15 protein-coding genes are annotated in these 16,268 nt (G+C 56.0%); 7 read left to right on the plus strand and 8 right to left on the minus strand.

What is annotated here, in order from left to right:
* Positions 1-92: 92 nt before the first annotated feature.
* The 7 genes from AQS70_RS16650 to AQS70_RS16680 all read right to left on the minus strand — a co-directional run bounded on the left by AQS70_RS16650 (position 93) and on the right by AQS70_RS16680 (position 9,295).
* The gene (locus AQS70_RS16650) at positions 93-1,439 is read right to left on the minus strand and encodes a M16 family metallopeptidase (RefSeq protein WP_055103865.1); all 1,347 of its coding nucleotides are present in this window, start codon (positions 1,437-1,439) and stop codon (positions 93-95) included.
* 94 nt (positions 1,440-1,533) lie between these two features.
* On the minus strand, positions 1,534-2,967 hold the full coding sequence (locus AQS70_RS16655; protein ID WP_055103866.1) for a M16 family metallopeptidase: 1,434 nt from the start codon (positions 2,965-2,967) through the stop codon (positions 1,534-1,536).
* Entirely contained in the window at positions 2,960-4,306 is a 1,347-nt protein-coding gene (locus AQS70_RS16660; protein WP_055103867.1) for a M16 family metallopeptidase, read from the minus strand. The genes AQS70_RS16655 and AQS70_RS16660 overlap by 8 nt, the downstream gene beginning before the upstream one ends.
* Before the next feature lie 100 nt (positions 4,307-4,406).
* Positions 4,407-5,660, minus strand: a complete 1,254-nt coding sequence (locus tag AQS70_RS16665) for a M16 family metallopeptidase (RefSeq protein ID WP_162233909.1) — start codon at positions 5,658-5,660, stop codon at positions 4,407-4,409.
* 188 nt (positions 5,661-5,848) lie between these two features.
* Positions 5,849-6,457 carry a 16S rRNA (guanine(966)-N(2))-methyltransferase RsmD gene (gene rsmD / locus AQS70_RS16670; RefSeq protein WP_055103869.1) on the minus strand — a complete coding sequence of 203 codons (609 nt, stop codon included), beginning with the start codon at positions 6,455-6,457 and terminating at the stop codon, positions 5,849-5,851.
* Entirely contained in the window at positions 6,457-7,947 is a 1,491-nt protein-coding gene (locus AQS70_RS16675) for a M16 family metallopeptidase (RefSeq protein ID WP_055103870.1), read from the minus strand. The genes rsmD and AQS70_RS16675 overlap by 1 nt, the downstream gene beginning before the upstream one ends.
* Entirely contained in the window at positions 7,940-9,295 is a 1,356-nt protein-coding gene (locus AQS70_RS16680) for a M16 family metallopeptidase (RefSeq protein ID WP_055103889.1), read from the minus strand. Before AQS70_RS16680 ends, AQS70_RS16675 begins: the two co-directional genes overlap by 8 nt.
* A gap of 355 nt (positions 9,296-9,650) precedes the next feature.
* On the opposite strand from AQS70_RS16680, the gene ftsY reads away from it, so the two are divergent.
* From ftsY to rpoH, 4 genes are all read left to right on the plus strand, one after another.
* The gene (gene ftsY, locus AQS70_RS16685; protein WP_055103871.1) at positions 9,651-11,060 is read left to right on the plus strand and encodes a signal recognition particle-docking protein FtsY; all 1,410 of its coding nucleotides are present in this window, start codon (positions 9,651-9,653) and stop codon (positions 11,058-11,060) included.
* Positions 11,057-11,728: a cell division ATP-binding protein FtsE gene (gene ftsE / locus AQS70_RS16690; protein ID WP_055103872.1), complete on the plus strand. Its 672-nt coding sequence runs from the start codon at positions 11,057-11,059 to the stop codon at positions 11,726-11,728. Before ftsY ends, ftsE begins: the two co-directional genes overlap by 4 nt.
* Positions 11,725-12,750 (plus strand): permease-like cell division protein FtsX, encoded by a 1,026-nt coding sequence (gene ftsX, locus AQS70_RS16695; RefSeq protein ID WP_055103873.1) that lies wholly within the window; start codon positions 11,725-11,727, stop codon positions 12,748-12,750. The genes ftsE and ftsX overlap by 4 nt, the downstream gene beginning before the upstream one ends.
* A gap of 112 nt (positions 12,751-12,862) precedes the next feature.
* Positions 12,863-13,717, plus strand: coding sequence for an RNA polymerase sigma factor RpoH (gene rpoH / locus AQS70_RS16700; RefSeq protein WP_019409182.1), 855 nt, complete (start codon positions 12,863-12,865; stop codon positions 13,715-13,717).
* A gap of 230 nt (positions 13,718-13,947) precedes the next feature.
* Here rpoH and mtgA read toward each other — a convergent pair whose 3' ends face one another.
* On the minus strand, positions 13,948-14,712 hold the full coding sequence (mtgA, locus tag AQS70_RS16705; RefSeq protein ID WP_055103874.1) for a monofunctional biosynthetic peptidoglycan transglycosylase: 765 nt from the start codon (positions 14,710-14,712) through the stop codon (positions 13,948-13,950).
* 44 nt (positions 14,713-14,756) lie between these two features.
* Between mtgA and AQS70_RS16710 the strand changes: the two genes are divergently transcribed.
* The 3 genes from AQS70_RS16710 to AQS70_RS16720 all read left to right on the plus strand — a co-directional run bounded on the left by AQS70_RS16710 (position 14,757) and on the right by AQS70_RS16720 (position 16,262).
* Positions 14,757-15,137: a DUF423 domain-containing protein gene (locus AQS70_RS16710; protein WP_055103875.1), complete on the plus strand. Its 381-nt coding sequence runs from the start codon at positions 14,757-14,759 to the stop codon at positions 15,135-15,137.
* 72 nt (positions 15,138-15,209) lie between these two features.
* Positions 15,210-15,410 (plus strand): sulfur carrier protein ThiS, encoded by a 201-nt coding sequence (gene thiS / locus AQS70_RS16715; RefSeq protein WP_055103876.1) that lies wholly within the window; start codon positions 15,210-15,212, stop codon positions 15,408-15,410.
* A gap of 57 nt (positions 15,411-15,467) precedes the next feature.
* On the plus strand, positions 15,468-16,262 hold the full coding sequence (locus AQS70_RS16720) for a thiazole synthase (RefSeq protein ID WP_048370981.1): 795 nt from the start codon (positions 15,468-15,470) through the stop codon (positions 16,260-16,262).
* Positions 16,263-16,268: the final 6 nt, after the last annotated feature.

Here is a 16,268-nt window from a genome sequence, read left to right on the forward strand (position 1 = left end):
GGGCATCTGCACGCACGTAACAGCTCGCGGTCAAGAATAGGCCCGACAGCGCAAGCAGGTAAACAAGGGTGAGGCGTGCGAGGAGCTTGGCATTAGTCATGAGGTGTCTCCTCGGGCAGCGCATAGCTGGTGGTCAAACGGTCAGCAACCAGAAAGGTCTGTGCGGTGCGTTGAATGTCTTGCGGGGTGATGGATTTCAACGCGTCGAGTCGGGTCTGTTCGGAGCGCCAGGACAGCCCGGCCATCTCCAGAAAACCCACGGTGAGCGCCCGATTCTCTAATGCATCTTGATCAAACACGCGCCGGGCGGTGATCTGAATGCGCGCGCGTTCAAGGTCCTCAAGGCTGGGCGCAGCTGTTTTCAATGACTCGATAATGGCCAGAATCCGCGCTCTGACCGTTTCCATAGAGCCGGCTTTTTCGAGCTCAGGCAGCGCGCTGATGTTGAACAATTCATCACCGAGGCTGACCGCTTGGTAATGAGCAGTGACGGCGCTCGCCAGCCCTTCATGGCGGATTAATTGGGCCTTGAGCAGCGAGCTGTTAGCGCCTGCCAGCATTTCGGCGATCAGTTCCAGTGCCTGTGCTGTGAGCGGATCTACTTGAGTCCTAAGGCTGGGCACATTGAAAGCCATGTACAACATGGGTATTTGCTGAGGAAGGTACTGGCGGATGGTGCGCTCGCCAGGCGCTGTCAGCTCGATAGGAGCGGGGCTGTATGGTAGAGGGAGGCGTGCAATAGGGCCAAAATATCGCTCCGCCAGCTGTTTGGCCTGTTGAGGATGGACATCGCCAGTGACAATCAACACCGCGTTGTTAGGCGCATACCAGCGGTGATACCAGTGTTTTAAATCGTCAGCTTGTAAGCGATCAAGATCATGTCGCCATCCAATAACGGGGTTGCCAGAGGCGCTGGCTGGCAGGGCCAGTCGCCGGGGGATTTCCAGAGCACGCTTAATGGGGTGGTGTTCAGAGGATTCACTGCGCTCATTTTTGACCACTTCACGCTCGCCCTTCCACTGCGACGCAGATAAGAGAGCGGTGCTCATTTGGTCTGCCAGCACTTCAAAGCTGACGCCAAGCGCGTGGGGCGGCACGGTGTGAAAATACAGCGTTGCGTCATTCAGAGTGGTGGCATTTTGGCTGCCACCAAGGCTTTGTAAAATCTGGTCGGACTCGCTTGGGCAGAGCTTGCTGCTGCCATTGAACAGCATGTGCTCTAGCGCATGGGACAAGCCCGTCTGCCCCGGCCCCTCCTGATTGGACCCGATGCGATACCACAAGTGGCTGTGCACCAAGCTGGCTTTATGGTCTTCGATAACAATGAGTTTTAGGCCGTTATCGAGCATGAACTCATGAGTTGAGGGTGGGCTGTTGGCCAATGCTAGAAGCGGGAGCAGCATGACGCCGAGTAATAGCCCGGTGATGGATCGTTTCATGGTGAGTGTCCTGACGATTGTTCGTCAGGACAGGTTGAGTTAAACGCAGGTGGCAGGTGCGTTAGATAACTACGCAATGAAAAACGAGCTGGGCTTAAGGCGTTATAGGAGGCAAGGGACGCTGTTCGACTGTTGGCCCGAGGCTTGATATCTGCCACTGATCGGCCCTGAAATGAGCCCTCATCGCCGCTGTAATGTCTTGCTGAGTCAGTTGCTGGGCTTTGGTAACGAGTGCGTCGAAGTTTCTGGGCAAGCCGTGGGCGCCCATAATCAATAGCTGTTGAACCATTTGTGCATTGCTGGCGCTGGCCAGTGGAAGATTGCCGGCCAATCGTTTTTTGACGGCCACAAGCTCCTCATTTGTGGGGCCGTCGCGCAGCCATTCTGCAAATAGCTCTTTGACTAAGGTGATGGCCGCTTCTTGTTGGTCGGGAGCGGTCTGCAAGCTGATCGTCCAAGGACCACCGGCTTGCCAGAGCGGCATAAAAGCCGCCGCGCTGTAAGTCAGCCCGCGTTTATGGCGTAGCTCATTGATCAAGCGACTGGAGCTGGAACCTCCGAATATGAGGCTGCCCACTTGTAGCGCTACGTAGTCAGGGTGGTTCGCAGGCAAGCCAGGCTGCGCCAGCATGATGAAGCTCTGGCTGGTTGCAGCATCACTATGGTTATGGCTTGCAGTCCGTGTGCGGTCGATGGCCAATCCAACAGGGGCTAATGCGGAGCTTTGGGGCAAGGCTTGGCTGATTGCAATGCTCAAGCGTGTGGCTTCTTCCCCGGAGATGTCGCCCACGATAACCAGCAGCGCGTTGGCGGCGGTGTAGGCTTGCTGATAAAAGCCCCGAATTTTTTCAGCGTCAATCAACGTAAGGCTCTGGGCGTTGCCTTCGCTGGGGCTGGCGTAAGGGTGGCTGCCATACAACTGCTTATAAAGTGCGTGTTGGGTGGCGGCTGCAGGGTTTTGTTGAACCAGCTTGAGCGTATTGAGCGCTGAAGTTCTAGCGCGATCTACGGACGTAGTGGTGAAAGCAGGCTGTGTGACCAGACGCGTGAACATCTCCACGGCCGACTTACGCGTTTCGCTGTCACTGAGTGTGCGCAGGTTGAGCCGCGCTTCATCTTTGTCCAGAGAGAGCGTCAATTGTGCTCCCAGATGATCAAACGTTTCGGCAATGGCCTTGGCATCCATACCGTTCACGCCTTGGTTCAAGAGCTTCAAGGTCATGTTTGCCAAGCCCGGTAATTCTTGGTCTCGACTGCTGCCCGCCGAGAAACGGAGGCTGAGGTCGACGATGGGAAGCTCGCGGGTTTCGATAAAGAGGACGCTTGTGCCTTCGTGCGTGGACCACGCGCGAATGTTTAGGGCGCGCGCGGCGACTTGGCTGTCATCAATAGTTTGCAGCGTTTGCAAACCCGATGGCGTAGCCTCAGCCGCCTGCGTAGGGCCGCTCATGCAGAGGCTCAGCAATAGGGTGGAAATAAACATCAGTGGCAATAAGTAGCGCGGTGTTGTGTTGAGCTGATCAGTCATTTTTTTTCTCCGGCCCTGACATGTAAGTGGCGCTGAAGCGGTTTTCGGTGAGGTAGGTGCTGGCTAATCGCTGAATGTCAGCCGTTGTCAGTGCGTGTAAGGCTTGGGCTTGTGCGTCCAGGGTGGACCAAGGCAGCCCGATACTTTCCAGCTCACCTATTTCGCTGGCTTGCTTCTCGATCTGATCGTGGGCGTAGAGACGCTTGGTGATGATTCTTCGTTTAGCGCGTTCCAGTGTCTGGGCACTGACAGGGGTGGTTTTGAGTTCGTTGAGCTGCGCCCAAATCAAGCGCTCGACGGCCTCAGGGGTTTCAGCGCGGGACGGGCTGATTTCGGCCCAGATTCTGAGCAGTCCATCGCCACGGTTTAGCAGGTCGTAATGGGAGAAAGTCCCCGCCAGCACGCCTTGCTCATGCATCAGGCGGACTTTGATGGGCGAGCTGTCGCTGCTGGTTAACAGTTCGTTGAGCAACAACAAACCAAAGGCTGTTTGCGGATCTTTCGCGGTTTTCAAGCTGGGCACGTTGAAGGCCATCGCCAGCTTTGCATTCGGGCTGGGGAGGCGAAGTTGTAGCGCGCGACGTCCAAGGCGCTCCAACTCGATGGGGTGCCTAGCCGTGGGTAAAGGGCGTGCGGCGATAGCGCCAAACTGCTCAGTCACCAATGCCTTGACTTGATCTGGCGTTACATCCCCGACGATGACCAGTAGCGCATTGTTGGGCGCATACCACTCTTGGTACCACTGCATGAGTGCCAGGTTATTCAGCCGGTCGATGTCATGCATCCAGCCTAGAACGGGGTTCTTGTAGGTACTCGCCACATGAGCGATGGTTTTGAGCCGCTCGTTGATCAAGCTCCACAGGCTGCTATCGGCGGTGGTGCGCCGCTCTTGTTGGATGACCTTTAGCTCTGTTTGTAATTGGGTTTCGCTCCAGCGCGAACTGTTCATTTGATCTGCGAGAATTTCGAGCGACACCGCCAAGCGGTTATTGGCCTGTAACTGTGCATAAAACGTTGCATCGGGCCGGGTGGTTGCATTGGCGCTGACGCCCAGCGACTCAAGTACTTTTAACGCCTCGCCCTGTGGCAACTTGCTGCTGCCTTTGAACACCATATGTTCTAGGGCGTGGGACAAGCCGGTTTGACCTTCCTGCTCGTAACTGGCACCCACTTTGTACCAAAGCTGCGAGGCCACCACGGGCGCGCGATGATCCTCGCGAACAATGACTTTAAGGCCGCTGTCGAGGGTAAAAACGTGGGTCGCCGGTGATGTATTGGCGTAGACGGGCGCTGGCAAGCACAAGGCGATTAGCCAGCGAACCAAGAAGTGGCTTTTCATCCGTAAGGATCCTTAAGTGTTCTGTAAAGAGGTCAGAACAGGTTGGATCAAGGCGGATGCTGTCAGGCGGTATATAGGTAGCGCGCCCTATTTAATGGGTTTAGTCCTGGCGCGGCATAATATGGGCCACGCTCAACTGGTGTGAATTGAAGTATTTGTTTGCCACACGCTGGATGTCATCTGCCGTAACGCTTTGGATCTGCTCAGCTTCGCTGTCGAGCAGGGCCAAGGGCTGGCCCATGACCGCTAGGGTGCCAATGAGCGTGACCTGAATCTCCAGTGTGTCCAGTTCTTTCAGGTTTTCTAGGGCTTGATGACGGCCATAGTTCAAGGTTTCAGCATCCAATGGGTGCTGTTTGAGTGCTTCGAGTAACGCGATGACTTCCAGTTCTAGCTCTTGCACAGATAACAAGGAGTGTTCGCCCAAGGTGGCACTGATCAGGAAGAGGTCTTCTTGAAGACCCAAGCTGGTAAGAATGCTGATAGCGCTGGTTAATGTATCTTTGCCCTCAGACAAGCGACCTGGGAGCCATGCCTCTGGGCCTTTGCTCAGCAATGCAGCAATCACGTGTAAGACCCGGACATCGTTCGTGGTATCTGGGCTGGCGAGAAAGGGCATATTAAAAGCCATTTGCAGCCGCGCTAACTCGGTATAGAGATGTTGAGTGAGCCTGCGCTCATCACGCTGAGGGAGGCTTGCGGGCTTAACTATGGACGCTAAGACCTCCGCCTGTGCGATGTCCCCAAAGCTGTGTTGCACCAAAGGTTGGATCTCTTCGAGTGTGGTATCGCCAGCGATAACCAAAATCGTATTGTTGGGCCCGTAGCCTTCTGCATGCCAGCGCAGGACGTCGGTCATTGTGAGGCGCGCAAGATCGTCGATATCGCCGAATTTGTAGCTCTTGCCCGGATACGAATAAATCAGTTGCTTAAACGCTGGGTCGAGCCAGTAGTTGGAGCTGTAGTAAGGGTCCCTCAGCTCCAGTGTTTGTATGTATTCAATGCCTTTATTAAGCCGCTCTTGGGTCAGCACTGGCGGTGCCATTCTGGCCGCGAGTAAGCCCAGTACTGACGTCAGTTCATGACGTGGTGCATCAAGGCTATAGGCGCTTAGCTTGTAATCAAGCCAACCATAGTTAGTGGCGCCGATTTTCTTCTCTTTGTCTTTATCTTGGTAGGCTGCACCACCCGTCAGGAAGGCCAGGCCGTGTTGGTGAGGCCGCTCATGGTAGGTGCCCACTTTGTGAAACAGTGAGGCGCAAATGTTCGGTAGTCGGTGATCTTGGCGCACGATCACGCGCAGGCCGTTGTCGAGGGTGTATTCGTGAGTCGATTTTTCGGTCGTAGAAGTCATGTTTAACATCCGTTGTTCTTGTAAACACCAAGCACTGAGGCTTCGCGTGCGATTAGTGATCAATTAGAACAAGCAGGATGCGATGCCGATGACGGCAGAGTGCGGTACATAGGTAGTGCGGATGGCAGAAGGGTGTGTGCAATCGTTGCCGCAATGTGCGGCAACGACTGTACAGAGGTCAGCGGTTGTTACTGCGCAACGGGTGTTTGAACGGCTTCACGCTGCCACAAGGCGTAGTGCACGCCCCCGGCCTTTTGTTCACGGTGCAAACGCCAGTTAGCGGGCAAGCCTAGCTCTGAGGGGCGTGACTCGCTTTCGGTGTACACCCAAGCCTCATCTGTCAGCCAGCCGCGCTGCTCCAGCAGGTCGCAGGCCGGCTTGAGCAGCTCTTTGTTAAACGGCGGATCAAGAAACACCACGTCAAAGATCTCGCTCGGTGTCGCGTCCAGGTACCGCAGTGCGTCAGTCTGCTGTACTTGGCCTGTTGTGCAACGCAGTATGCCCATGTTTTCGCGGATGTTAGAGATCGCCTCGCGATTACTGTCTAAGGCCAGACCCTTGGCCGCACCGCGTGACAAGGCTTCTAGAAACAGCGCGCCGCTCCCGGCGAACACGTCCAGTACCTTGGCGCCTTGAATGTAAGGTGATAGCCAGTTGAACAAGGTTTCACGTACACGGTCTGGCGTCGGGCGCAGACCTTCTACATGGGGGAAGTCTAGCTTTCGGCTACGCCATTCCCCGGCAATGATGCGTAACTGACCTGCACCTGAGTGCGATGTGTTTTTTGGCTTTGCCATTAATGCTCCGGAACCCCAAGAGGTTGCTCTGAAGGTTTATCGGTAGGAGGTGGCAGTGGTTGTTGCGGCACAGTTGGGCCGGCGGTCACTACGACCATTTTGTCGGCGCTCAAGTGCTTGCTCATGGCGGCCTTAACCTGCTCGGTGGTCAGATTTTGGGATTGCTCTCTGAGCTTCTCTAGATAGTCCAACGGCAAGTCATAGAAACCGATAGCGCCCAGTTGGCCGACGATTGCTGCGTTGCTGGCGGTCGACAGCGGGAAACTACCCGCAAACTCACGCTTGGCATCATCGAGTTCTTTTTGCGTCGGACCGTTTTTCAGATAGTCAGCCAAAATGCCCTCAACCAGTTTGAGCGTGCCTTCGCTCAATTCGGCACGTGTTTGCAGGTTAATCTGAAACGGGCCGCGGGCTTCCATCGGACTAAAGTTGGAGTAGACGCCGTAGGTGAGGCCGCGTTTTTCCCGCACCTCAGTCATCAGACGCGTGCCAAAGCCACCGCCGCCCAAAACCTTATTGCCCAGCAGCAGTGCGGGGTAGTCGGGAGCGTCGCGGTCAACGCCCAACTGGGCCAGCAGCAGTTGGGTTTGTTTGGACGGAAACTCGATGTGCGTTGCGCCTGCTTTAGGCTCAACTGGGGCGGCGATTTTGGCCACTGCCGGGCCTTTGGGCAGGGCGGCCGATACTTGTGACGCCATGGCCTCGGCTTGCTCACGTGACAGATCGCCAACAATTGCAATCACCGCGTTACCCGCGGAGTAAGTCTTGCTGTGGAAGGCTTTGATCTGGTCGAGCGTAATGGCTGAGATGCTTTGCGCAGTGCCGTCACTTGGGTGTGCGTAAGGATGGTTGCCATACAGGCGACTGAACAGCTCATTGCTGGCCAATGTGCCAGGGTTTTGTTTCTGGATTTCAAAACCGGCAAGCATCTGGTTTTTGATCCGAGCCAGAGAGTCCGCAGGGAATGTCGGTTTACCCACCACTTCGGCAAACAAATTGAGCGCTGGGGTGCGCTTGTCGGCGTCGCTAAGGCTGCGCAATGAAGTAATAGCCATGTCGCGATAAGCACCATTGCCGAACGCTGCGCCGAGGCTGTCAAAACCTTCGGCGATGGTGCCGACATCTTTGCCTGCGACACCTTCATTGAGCATGGCGTTGGTCAGCGCCGCGATACCTGGCGTGTTGCCATCTTGGCTGCTACCGGCTGCAAAGGTCAGGCTCAGGTCGAACATCGGCAATTCCCGAGCCTCGACGAACAGCACTTTTGAGCCTTCGGCGGTTTGCCACGTCTGGATGTCCAGTTTGCGATTGGTCGGTGCTTTACCGTCAAGCTCAGTTAAGGACTCAAGCTTGTGCTCGGATTTGGCTTGATCGGTTGCCTGACTCGCGACGGAGACACTTGGGCTGACAAAGTAGTAGCCGAGTGCGCCGACCAGAACGGCCGTGGTCAGGGCGAGCAGTGCGAAGCGCGGGCCTTTATGCTCACTCATGGGTTTTCTCCTCGGGCAGTACGTGCGCAACGCTCAGACGGTCGCGAGTGAAATAGGTACGAGCGGCCTGCTGAATATCGGCCGGGGTGACTTTTTGCAGGTCAGCCAATTCGCTGTCTATCAGCTTCCACGACAGGCCGACGGACTCCAACTGGCCTATCGAGGTCGCTTGGTAGGTGATGGAGTCGCGCTCATACACCAGATTAGCAATCACTTGAGCGCGCACACGCTCCAGCTCCTCGGCGGTCGGAGGTGTTTTTTTCAGATCATCAAGCAAGCGCCATACACCAGCTTCGGTCTGGGCCAGAGTGACTTTTTTCTGGCTATTGGGCATCGCTGATATCAGGAACAGGCTGTCGCCACGGGTGAAGGCGTTGTAGTTGGACGACGCGCCCGACACCAGTTCTTCGCCGCGCTCAAGTTGCGTAGACATGCGTGCGCTGTAGCCGCCGTCCAGCAACGCCGAGATCAGGCGCAGCGCGCTGGCGGTGACCGGATCTTTAGAGGTAGCGATGCTTGGCACGTTGAAACTCATCATCAAGCTGGGCAGTTGAGTCTGAACGTGGATTTTGAGCAGACGCTCGCCGGGCGTGGCCAGTTCGAGCGGGGCTTTTGCAATGGGCAGATCACGCTTGGGCACCGGGCCAAAATAGCGTTGGGCCACGGTTTTAACTTCATCCGGGGTCACGTCACCGACCACCACCAGCGTGGCGTTATTGGGGGCGTACCATTCTTCGTACCAAGCGCGTAACTCAGCAACGTTCATCCGCTCCAAGTCGACCATCCAACCAATGGTCGGTGTGTGGTAGCCACTGGACGGATAGGCCATGGCGTTGAACAGCTCGTAGGCTTTGCTCATCGGATTGTCGTCAGTGCGCAGACGACGCTCTTCTTTTATCACCTCAATTTCGCGCTTGAACTCTTCCGGTGGCAGGCGAAGGCTGGCCATGCGGTCGGCTTCTAACTCAAAGGCTACGCCCAAGCGGTCGCGGGCCAACACTTGGTAGTACGCGGTGTAGTCATCGCTGGTAAAGGCGTTTTCTTGGGCGCCGAGGTCGCGCAGGATCAGCGAGGCTTCGCCGGGGCCAACTTTATTGCTGCCCTTGAACATCATGTGCTCAAGGGCATGGGACAGCCCCGTCTTGCCGGGCGTCTCATAGCTGGAACCGACTTTGTACCAGACTTGCGATACCACGACTGGCGCGCGGTGATCTTCACGCACGATAACCTTCAGGCCATTGTCCAGGCGGAACTCGTGGGTCGGTTGTGCATCAGCCGAAAAGGCTGATAAAGGGAGCAAAACGGTGCTGAGCAACAGGCCAGCAGCGCAGCGGGCGAGAGGATTCATTCGTTTTTTAACCTGTTCGGCTGCCCGCTTGGCCTTAGCGTCTGCGGGGGAGGAGGTGCTAGGATACTGATCCGTTTTACTGGCGGCCATGCCTATCAAGCCAACTACGATCAGCCAACCTGTGATCGGGCAGTATAGGAGCCGACTTGGAAGTGTGGATGTATCTCGGTAAATTTCCTTTTTTTGCCGCTTTTCCCGTTCCATGTCTGAGGTAAGACGAAGTTATAGAGGTGTTTCTTTACACTCTGAATAAGCTGTGTGCGAACGAGCTGACAAAATTACAGTCTTTTTCACATCAATATTATTTGCCGGGGCGCCACAGTGGCGCGTCGCTACGATGAGATAGCCGTCCTCCATGTTTGGTTCCAACGACGACAAGAAGAACCCAGCTGCGGCTGGCGAGAAGAAAGGCCTGTTCGGATGGCTGCGTAGAAAACCGCAGGAAACCGTCGTTGAACAGCCAGCGCCTGCGCCTGAAGTGACCCCCGAGCCGTTGATCGACGCTCCGCCGGTAGTGGTCGAGCCGACGCCTGAAGTGACAGTGGTTACTGAAGTGCCCGCACCCATTGTGGAGTCGCCAGTGGCCGCTCAACTTGCGCCGTGGCCAGAGCTGCCGGTGCCAGAAGAGCCGGTTGCACTGGTCGAAGACGTTAACGCGCCGCATATCGTGCCGCCTATTCCAGAGGTTGAACCTGTGGTTGAGGTGGTTGAACACCTCGACGAGCCTGCTTCTCCAGCGCCAGCCCCTTTGGCCGCTCAGGCTCCTGTATTGGCTGCGTTTGCGCCGGTAGTCGAGCCGCCCGTGCAGACGCCTGCACCCGTTCCTGAAACTAAGGTCGGTTTCTTTAGCCGCCTTAAGCAAGGTTTGTCCAAAACCAGCGCCAGCATCGGCGAAGGTATGGCTAGTCTGTTTCTGGGCAAAAAAGCCATTGATGACGATCTGCTGGACGAAATCGAAACCCGCTTGCTGACCGCAGACGTAGGCGTTGAAGCGACCTCGGTGATCATTAAAAACCTCACGCAGAAGGTTGCGCGCAAGCAGCTCACAGACGCCGACGCACTGTACCAATCGTTGCAGGACGAGCTGGCGGCCATGCTCAAGCCGGTTGAGCAACCGCTCAAAATCGAAGCCAAAAGCAAGCCGTTTGTGATCTTGGTGGTCGGCGTGAATGGTGCGGGTAAAACCACGACCATCGGCAAACTGGCCAAGAAACTGCAACTGGAAGGTAAAAAAGTCATGCTTGCGGCAGGTGATACCTTCCGCGCGGCAGCGGTCGAGCAATTGCAGGTTTGGGGTGAGCGCAATCACATTCCGGTGATCGCCCAGCACACAGGCGCAGACTCCGCTTCGGTAATTTTCGACGCAGTGCAAGCGGCCAAGGCGCGTGGCATCGACGTACTGATTGCTGACACCGCCGGTCGTCTGCACACCAAAGACAACCTGATGGAAGAGCTGAAAAAAGTCCGCCGGGTGATCGGCAAGCTCGACGAAGACGCTCCGCATGAAGTGCTGCTGGTGCTCGACGCGGGCACGGGGCAAAACGCTATCAGCCAGGCCAAGCAGTTCCACCAGACCGTCGCATTGACGGGCCTGGCGTTGACCAAGCTCGACGGCACGGCCAAAGGCGGCGTTATCTTCGCCTTGGCCAAACAGTTCAATATTCCGATTCGCTTTATTGGCGTCGGTGAAGGCATTGATGATTTGCGTACTTTTGAGTCCGAACCCTTTGTTCAGGCTCTGTTTGCGGAGCGGGAGCGTCCATGATTCGTTTCGAGCAGGTCGGTAAACGCTATCCAAATGGACACGTGGGCCTGCACGAGCTGAGCTTCCGGGTCCGGCGCGGTGAGTTTCTTTTTGTAACCGGCCACTCCGGCGCAGGTAAAAGCACGCTATTGCGGCTGTTGCTGGCGATGGAGCGTCCGACCAGCGGTAAATTACTGTTGGCGGGTCAGGACTTGAGCCAGATCAGCAACGCGCAGATTCCTTTTTTGCGTCGTCAGATTGGCGTGGTTTTCCAGAACCACCAACTGCTGTTCGATCGCACTGTGTTCAACAATGTTGCATTGCCGTTGCAGATTTTGGGCTTGTCCAAGCCAGAAATAGCCAAACGTGTGGATTCAGCGCTGGAGCGGGTATCGCTGTCGGATAAAGCCGAGTTGTACCCCGGCGACTTGTCCACCGGCCAACAACAACGCGTCGGCATTGCCCGAGCTATCGTCCATCGCCCAGCATTGCTGCTGGCCGATGAACCCACCGGCAACCTCGACCCGCGTTTGGCGGCGGAAATTATGGGCGTATTTGAAGACATCAACCGTTTGGGCACCAGCGTGCTGATTGCCAGTCACGACTTGGCACTGATCGCGCGTATGCGCCACCGCATGCTGACCTTACAGCGTGGCCGATTGATTGGCGATGGGGAGGCTGGGCAATGAGCGCAACTCGCAGCCCCAAAGTCTCTGAGCGTGTGGCGCCCAAGGCCGCTGATCCACAGCCGCCGAAAAAGAAAAAGCACGACGAAGACGACGGCCCCAGCTTTGGGATGTTGTTCCATGCTTGGATAGAGGCGCACCGCGCTAGCCTGCTCGACAGCTTGCGCCGCTTAGGTAAACAGCCGATTGGCAGCTTCTTTACCTGTTTGGTGATGGCCGTCGCCTTGAGCTTGCCGATGGGCTTGTCGTTGTTACTGAGCAATGTCGAGCGTCTAGGCGGTTCATGGCAGCGTGCGGCACAAATTTCGTTGTACCTGCAAATGGATGCCAGCAGTGAGCAGGGCGAACAGTTAAGCAATCAGATAAAAGGTATGCCCGGGGTCGCAGACGCTGAATTTATCAGCCGCGAAAAGGCCCTAGATGAGTTTCAGCAGCAGTCTGGCTTGGGTGAGGCGCTAAAAGAGCTGCCAGATAACCCCTTGCCAGGGGTGGTGCTGGTCACCCCGAATGAGGTCGATAAGACCGCACTTGAAGCCCTGCGTGAGCGACTTTCTGAGTTGCCGAAGGTGCAACAAGCGCAACTTGATCTAGTCTGGGTCGAACGCTTAGCCGCCATCTTGAAATTGGGTGACCGCTTTGTGTTTGGTTTGACCGTATTACTGGTTTCGGCTTTGCTGCTGGTGATCGGCAACACCATTCGCTTGCACATTGAGAACCGCCGGATCGAAATTGAAGTGATCAAGCTGGTCGGTGGTACTGACAGCTATGTGCGTAGGCCGTTTCTGTACATGGGTGCGCTTTACGGATTTGGTGCCGGGATTCTTTCTTGGGGTGTATTGGCATTCGGCTTGAACTGGCTCAACGATGCGGTGGTTGGGCTGGCGGGGTTGTATGGCAGCGATTTTGCGCTGGCCGGAGTGCCGGTAGCCGATGGTCTGTCGCTCTTGCTTGGCGCGGTACTGTTAGGGTATATCGGTGCATGGATTGCAGTCGCACGTCATTTACGTGAGCTTTCTCCTAAGTAATTGCATTTTATATGTTGACCTTTTCAGCTTTTTTCGGAACTTTTTTAACAGTTTCCGGTCAACTTTCGCAGTGCTGAACTGCACGAGTTATGTGAGACGGAGGTTTTTTCGTATGACCACTTCTTTGCAACCTGCGTATGCGTTGGTCCCTGGTGCGAACCTTGAGGCCTACGTCAGCACGGTGAACAGCATTCCATTGCTGACACCGGAGCAGGAGCGTGAACTGGCCGAGAGTCTCTACTATGAGCAGGATTTGGGGGCGGCTCGGCAGATGGTGCTCGCCCACCTGCGTTTTGTTGTACACATTGCCCGCAGTTACTCGGGTTATGGCTTGGCTCAGGCAGACCTGATCCAAGAAGGCAATGTTGGCTTGATGAAGGCGGTCAAACGCTTTAACCCAGAAATGGGCGTGCGTTTGGTGTCGTTCGCCGTGCACTGGATCAAAGCAGAGATCCACGAGTTCATTTTGCGCAACTGGCGGATCGTGAAAGTCGCGACCACCAAGGCTCAACGCAAACTGTTCTTCAATCTGCGCAGCCAGAAAAAACGCCTGGCTTGGTTGAACAACGAAGAAGTTCATCGTGTGGCTGAAAGCCTCGGCGTTGAGCCTCGCGAAGTCCGCGAAATGGAAAGCCGTTTGACTGGCCATGACATGGCCTTCGATCCGGCAGCTGAAGCGGATGACGACAGTGCGTTCCAGTCGCCTGCCAACTACCTAGAAGACCACCGGTATGATCCGGCGCGACAACTGGAGGACGCTGACTGGACCGACAACTCCAACACCAACCTGCACGAAGCGTTGGAAGTGTTGGATGACCGTAGCCGTGACATTCTGTATCAGCGCTGGTTGGCTGAAGAGAAAGCCACGCTGCATGACTTGGCTCAAAAGTACAACGTGTCTGCCGAGCGAATTCGTCAGCTGGAAAAAAGCGCGATGAACAAGCTTAAACTCTCGATCGCTGCTTAACGCGACCTAACACAAAACGCCCCGATATGATCGGGGCGTTTTTGTTCCAACAAAAAACACAGCCCCGTAGGAACTGCCGAAGGCTGCGATCTTTTGATCTTAGAGCGGCTCGCTAAATCAAAAGCTCGCAGCCTTCGTTCCTCGTCAGCTCCTACGCGGGTTGGAATTCTAGTTACAACGCTGCGTCACAGCTGGGCCGAACACCCCGTAGGAGCTGCCGAAGGCTGCGCCTACAGGGATTTCGCCCAAGGCGTTGGGCTGCGGGAGTTGTTCAGAGTAGTGAGGTAGCTATCCCCACCCAATTGGCGCATCTGCTGGCGAATCCATGACGCTCGGCCCGCTACGTACGGCGTAGGATGGCTGGCGCTCCAGTTGCGCGGGTTAGGCAGTACGCCAGCCAATTGGCTGGCTTGTTGGCGCGTTAGGTCTTTGGCGTTCACACCAAAGTGATGCTTGGCCGCCGCTTGCGCACCAAACACCCCTTCATCCCACTCAGCACTGTTGAGGTACACCTCTAAAATGCGCTGCTTGGACCACAACAGCTCAATCAATCCGGTAAACCAGACCTCAAGCCCTTTGCGCAGCCAACTACGGCCCGACCATAAAAATAAGTTTTTCGATACCTGCTGGCTCAGCGTACTGGCGCCGCGCAGGGCCCCGCCCTTTTCGTTATGCAAGAAGGCGGCTCGGATCGCACTCAGGTCAAAGCCCCAATGCTCAGCGAATTTCTGATCTTCGCCAGCAATAACCGCAACTTTAAGCTCGTCGGATATTTCATCCCAAGGCCGCCAACTGCGTTGCAGGTCAATAGGCTGGCCGTCGACCCATGACTCGATCTTACGCTCGACCATCAACGCCGTGCCCGGCGGTGGTACCCAGCGCAAGATAAGCACCAGCAACGCACTGCCGGCTGCGAACCACAGCAGTGCCTTAAGTAAGCGATGTATAAAATTGCGCAGCATAGATGGCTTGGCCGAACCCGTTGAGCGCGCCATTATACAGACCCTGCGTCATTCGATGATCCTGACGGGAGTTAAGTATGCTGCGCGTGTTTTTGATGTTAGCCGCGTTTTTCGGCTTTACCGGCGTTGCACTGGGCGCATTCGCCGCCCACGGCTTGAAAGGCCGTTTAAGTGAGCAATATCTGACTATTTTCCATACAGGTGTCACCTATCAATTGGTTCACACCTTAGCCTTGGTAGGCGTTGCACTGTTGGCGACTCAATTGCAAAGCCGCCTGGTGACTTGGGCCGGAGTGTGTTTTGCGCTCGGCATCATACTGTTCTCAGGCAGTTTATATGTGCTGACCCTGACAGGAATTAGCAAGCTAGGGATGATCACCCCCATCGGTGGCTTTGGGTTTTTGGCCGGTTGGCTTTGTTTGGGCATTGCCGCTTGGCGCATCAAGCAACCCGGCTAGATGAATGGCTTGGGTCAGCCTGACTGATCGGGCTAGAATGCTGGCCCCCTAAAAATGAAGGCAGCGTCGCGCATGCGCATTCAGTTGAACGGTGAATCCTTTGAACTGCCAGACGGCGAAACCGTTGCTGGCTTGTTGACCCGGCAAGAGCTGACGGGCCGTCGAGTGGCTGTCGAGCTTAACCTAGACATCGTGCCGCGCAGCCAGCACGTCAACACAGTGCTCAAAGAAGGCGACCAAGTTGAAGTGGTGCATGCCATCGGTGGCGGCTAGTCATCTGGCCCCGCTTCACACCTGTCCACAGTGCACACAACTTAAAGAGGATTCCCGATGAGCAATGTTCGCAGCGATAAGCCTTTTGTATTGGCCGGCCGTACTTACCAGTCGCGTCTATTGGTGGGCACTGGCAAATACCGTGACCTCGAAGAAACCCGCCTGGCCATCGAAGCCTCGGGCGCTGAAATCGTCACCGTCGCTGTGCGTCGCACCAACATCGGTCAAAATCCGGGCGAGCCGAACCTGCTCGACGTATTGCCGCCAGACCGCTACACCATTCTGCCGAACACCGCCGGTTGCTACGACGCGGTTGAAGCAGTACGTACGTGCCGACTGGCCCGTGAACTGCTGGATGGCCACAACCTGGTCAAACTTGAAGTGCTGGCGGACCAGAAAACCCTGTTTCCGAACGTGATCGAAACTCTAAAGGCCGCCGAAGTGCTGGTCAAAGATGGTTTTGACGTCATGGTGTACACCAGCGATGACCCGATCATTGCGCGTGAGCTTGAAGCCATGGGCTGCATCGCAGTAATGCCGCTGGCGGGCCTGATCGGCACGGGGCTGGGCATCTGCAACCCCTACAACCTGCGGATCATTCTAGAAGAAGCGAAAATTCCAGTGTTGGTGGATGCGGGTGTAGGCACAGCCTCCGACGCCACCATTGCCATGGAAATGGGCTGCGAAGCGGTGCTGATGAACTCAGCCATCGCCAATGCCCAGCATCCAATCATCATGGCCGAAGCCATGAAGCACGCCATTGTGGCGGGCCGTCTGGCGTACCTCGCCGGGCGCATGCCAAAAAAACTCTATGCCAGCGCCTCCTCGCCGCTGGATGGTCTGATCAAGTAAGAGCCA

It is taken from the genome of Pseudomonas endophytica, assembly GCF_001411475.1.
Taxonomy (GTDB): domain Bacteria; phylum Pseudomonadota; class Gammaproteobacteria; order Pseudomonadales; family Pseudomonadaceae; genus Aquipseudomonas; species Aquipseudomonas endophytica.

Bases quoted from the DNA above. Each gene is read 5' to 3' on its own strand.
- AQS70_RS16655 (WP_055103866.1), bottom strand. From the start codon at position 2,967: ATGACTGATCAGCTCAACACAACACCGCGCTACTTATTGCCACTGATG.
- AQS70_RS16660 (WP_055103867.1), bottom strand. From the start codon at position 4,306: ATGAAAAGCCACTTCTTGGTTCGCTGGCTAATCGCCTTGTGCTTGCCA.
- AQS70_RS16665 (WP_162233909.1), bottom strand. From the start codon at position 5,660: ATGACTTCTACGACCGAAAAATCGACTCACGAATACACCCTCGACAAC.
- AQS70_RS16675 (WP_055103870.1), bottom strand. From the start codon at position 7,947: ATGAGTGAGCATAAAGGCCCGCGCTTCGCACTGCTCGCCCTGACCACG.
- thiS (WP_055103876.1), top strand. From the start codon at position 15,210: ATGCGCATTCAGTTGAACGGTGAATCCTTTGAACTGCCAGACGGCGAA.
- rpoH (WP_019409182.1), top strand. From the start codon at position 12,863: ATGACCACTTCTTTGCAACCTGCGTATGCGTTGGTCCCTGGTGCGAAC.
- ftsE (WP_055103872.1), top strand. From the start codon at position 11,057: ATGATTCGTTTCGAGCAGGTCGGTAAACGCTATCCAAATGGACACGTG.
- AQS70_RS16710 (WP_055103875.1), top strand. From the start codon at position 14,757: ATGCTGCGCGTGTTTTTGATGTTAGCCGCGTTTTTCGGCTTTACCGGC.
- ftsX (WP_055103873.1), top strand. From the start codon at position 11,725: ATGAGCGCAACTCGCAGCCCCAAAGTCTCTGAGCGTGTGGCGCCCAAG.
- rsmD (WP_055103869.1), bottom strand. From the start codon at position 6,457: ATGGCAAAGCCAAAAAACACATCGCACTCAGGTGCAGGTCAGTTACGC.
- AQS70_RS16680 (WP_055103889.1), bottom strand. From the start codon at position 9,295: ATGAATCCTCTCGCCCGCTGCGCTGCTGGCCTGTTGCTCAGCACCGTT.
- ftsY (WP_055103871.1), top strand. From the start codon at position 9,651: ATGTTTGGTTCCAACGACGACAAGAAGAACCCAGCTGCGGCTGGCGAG.
- AQS70_RS16720 (WP_048370981.1), top strand. From the start codon at position 15,468: ATGAGCAATGTTCGCAGCGATAAGCCTTTTGTATTGGCCGGCCGTACT.
- AQS70_RS16650 (WP_055103865.1), bottom strand. From the start codon at position 1,439: ATGAAACGATCCATCACCGGGCTATTACTCGGCGTCATGCTGCTCCCG.
- mtgA (WP_055103874.1), bottom strand. From the start codon at position 14,712: ATGGCGCGCTCAACGGGTTCGGCCAAGCCATCTATGCTGCGCAATTTT.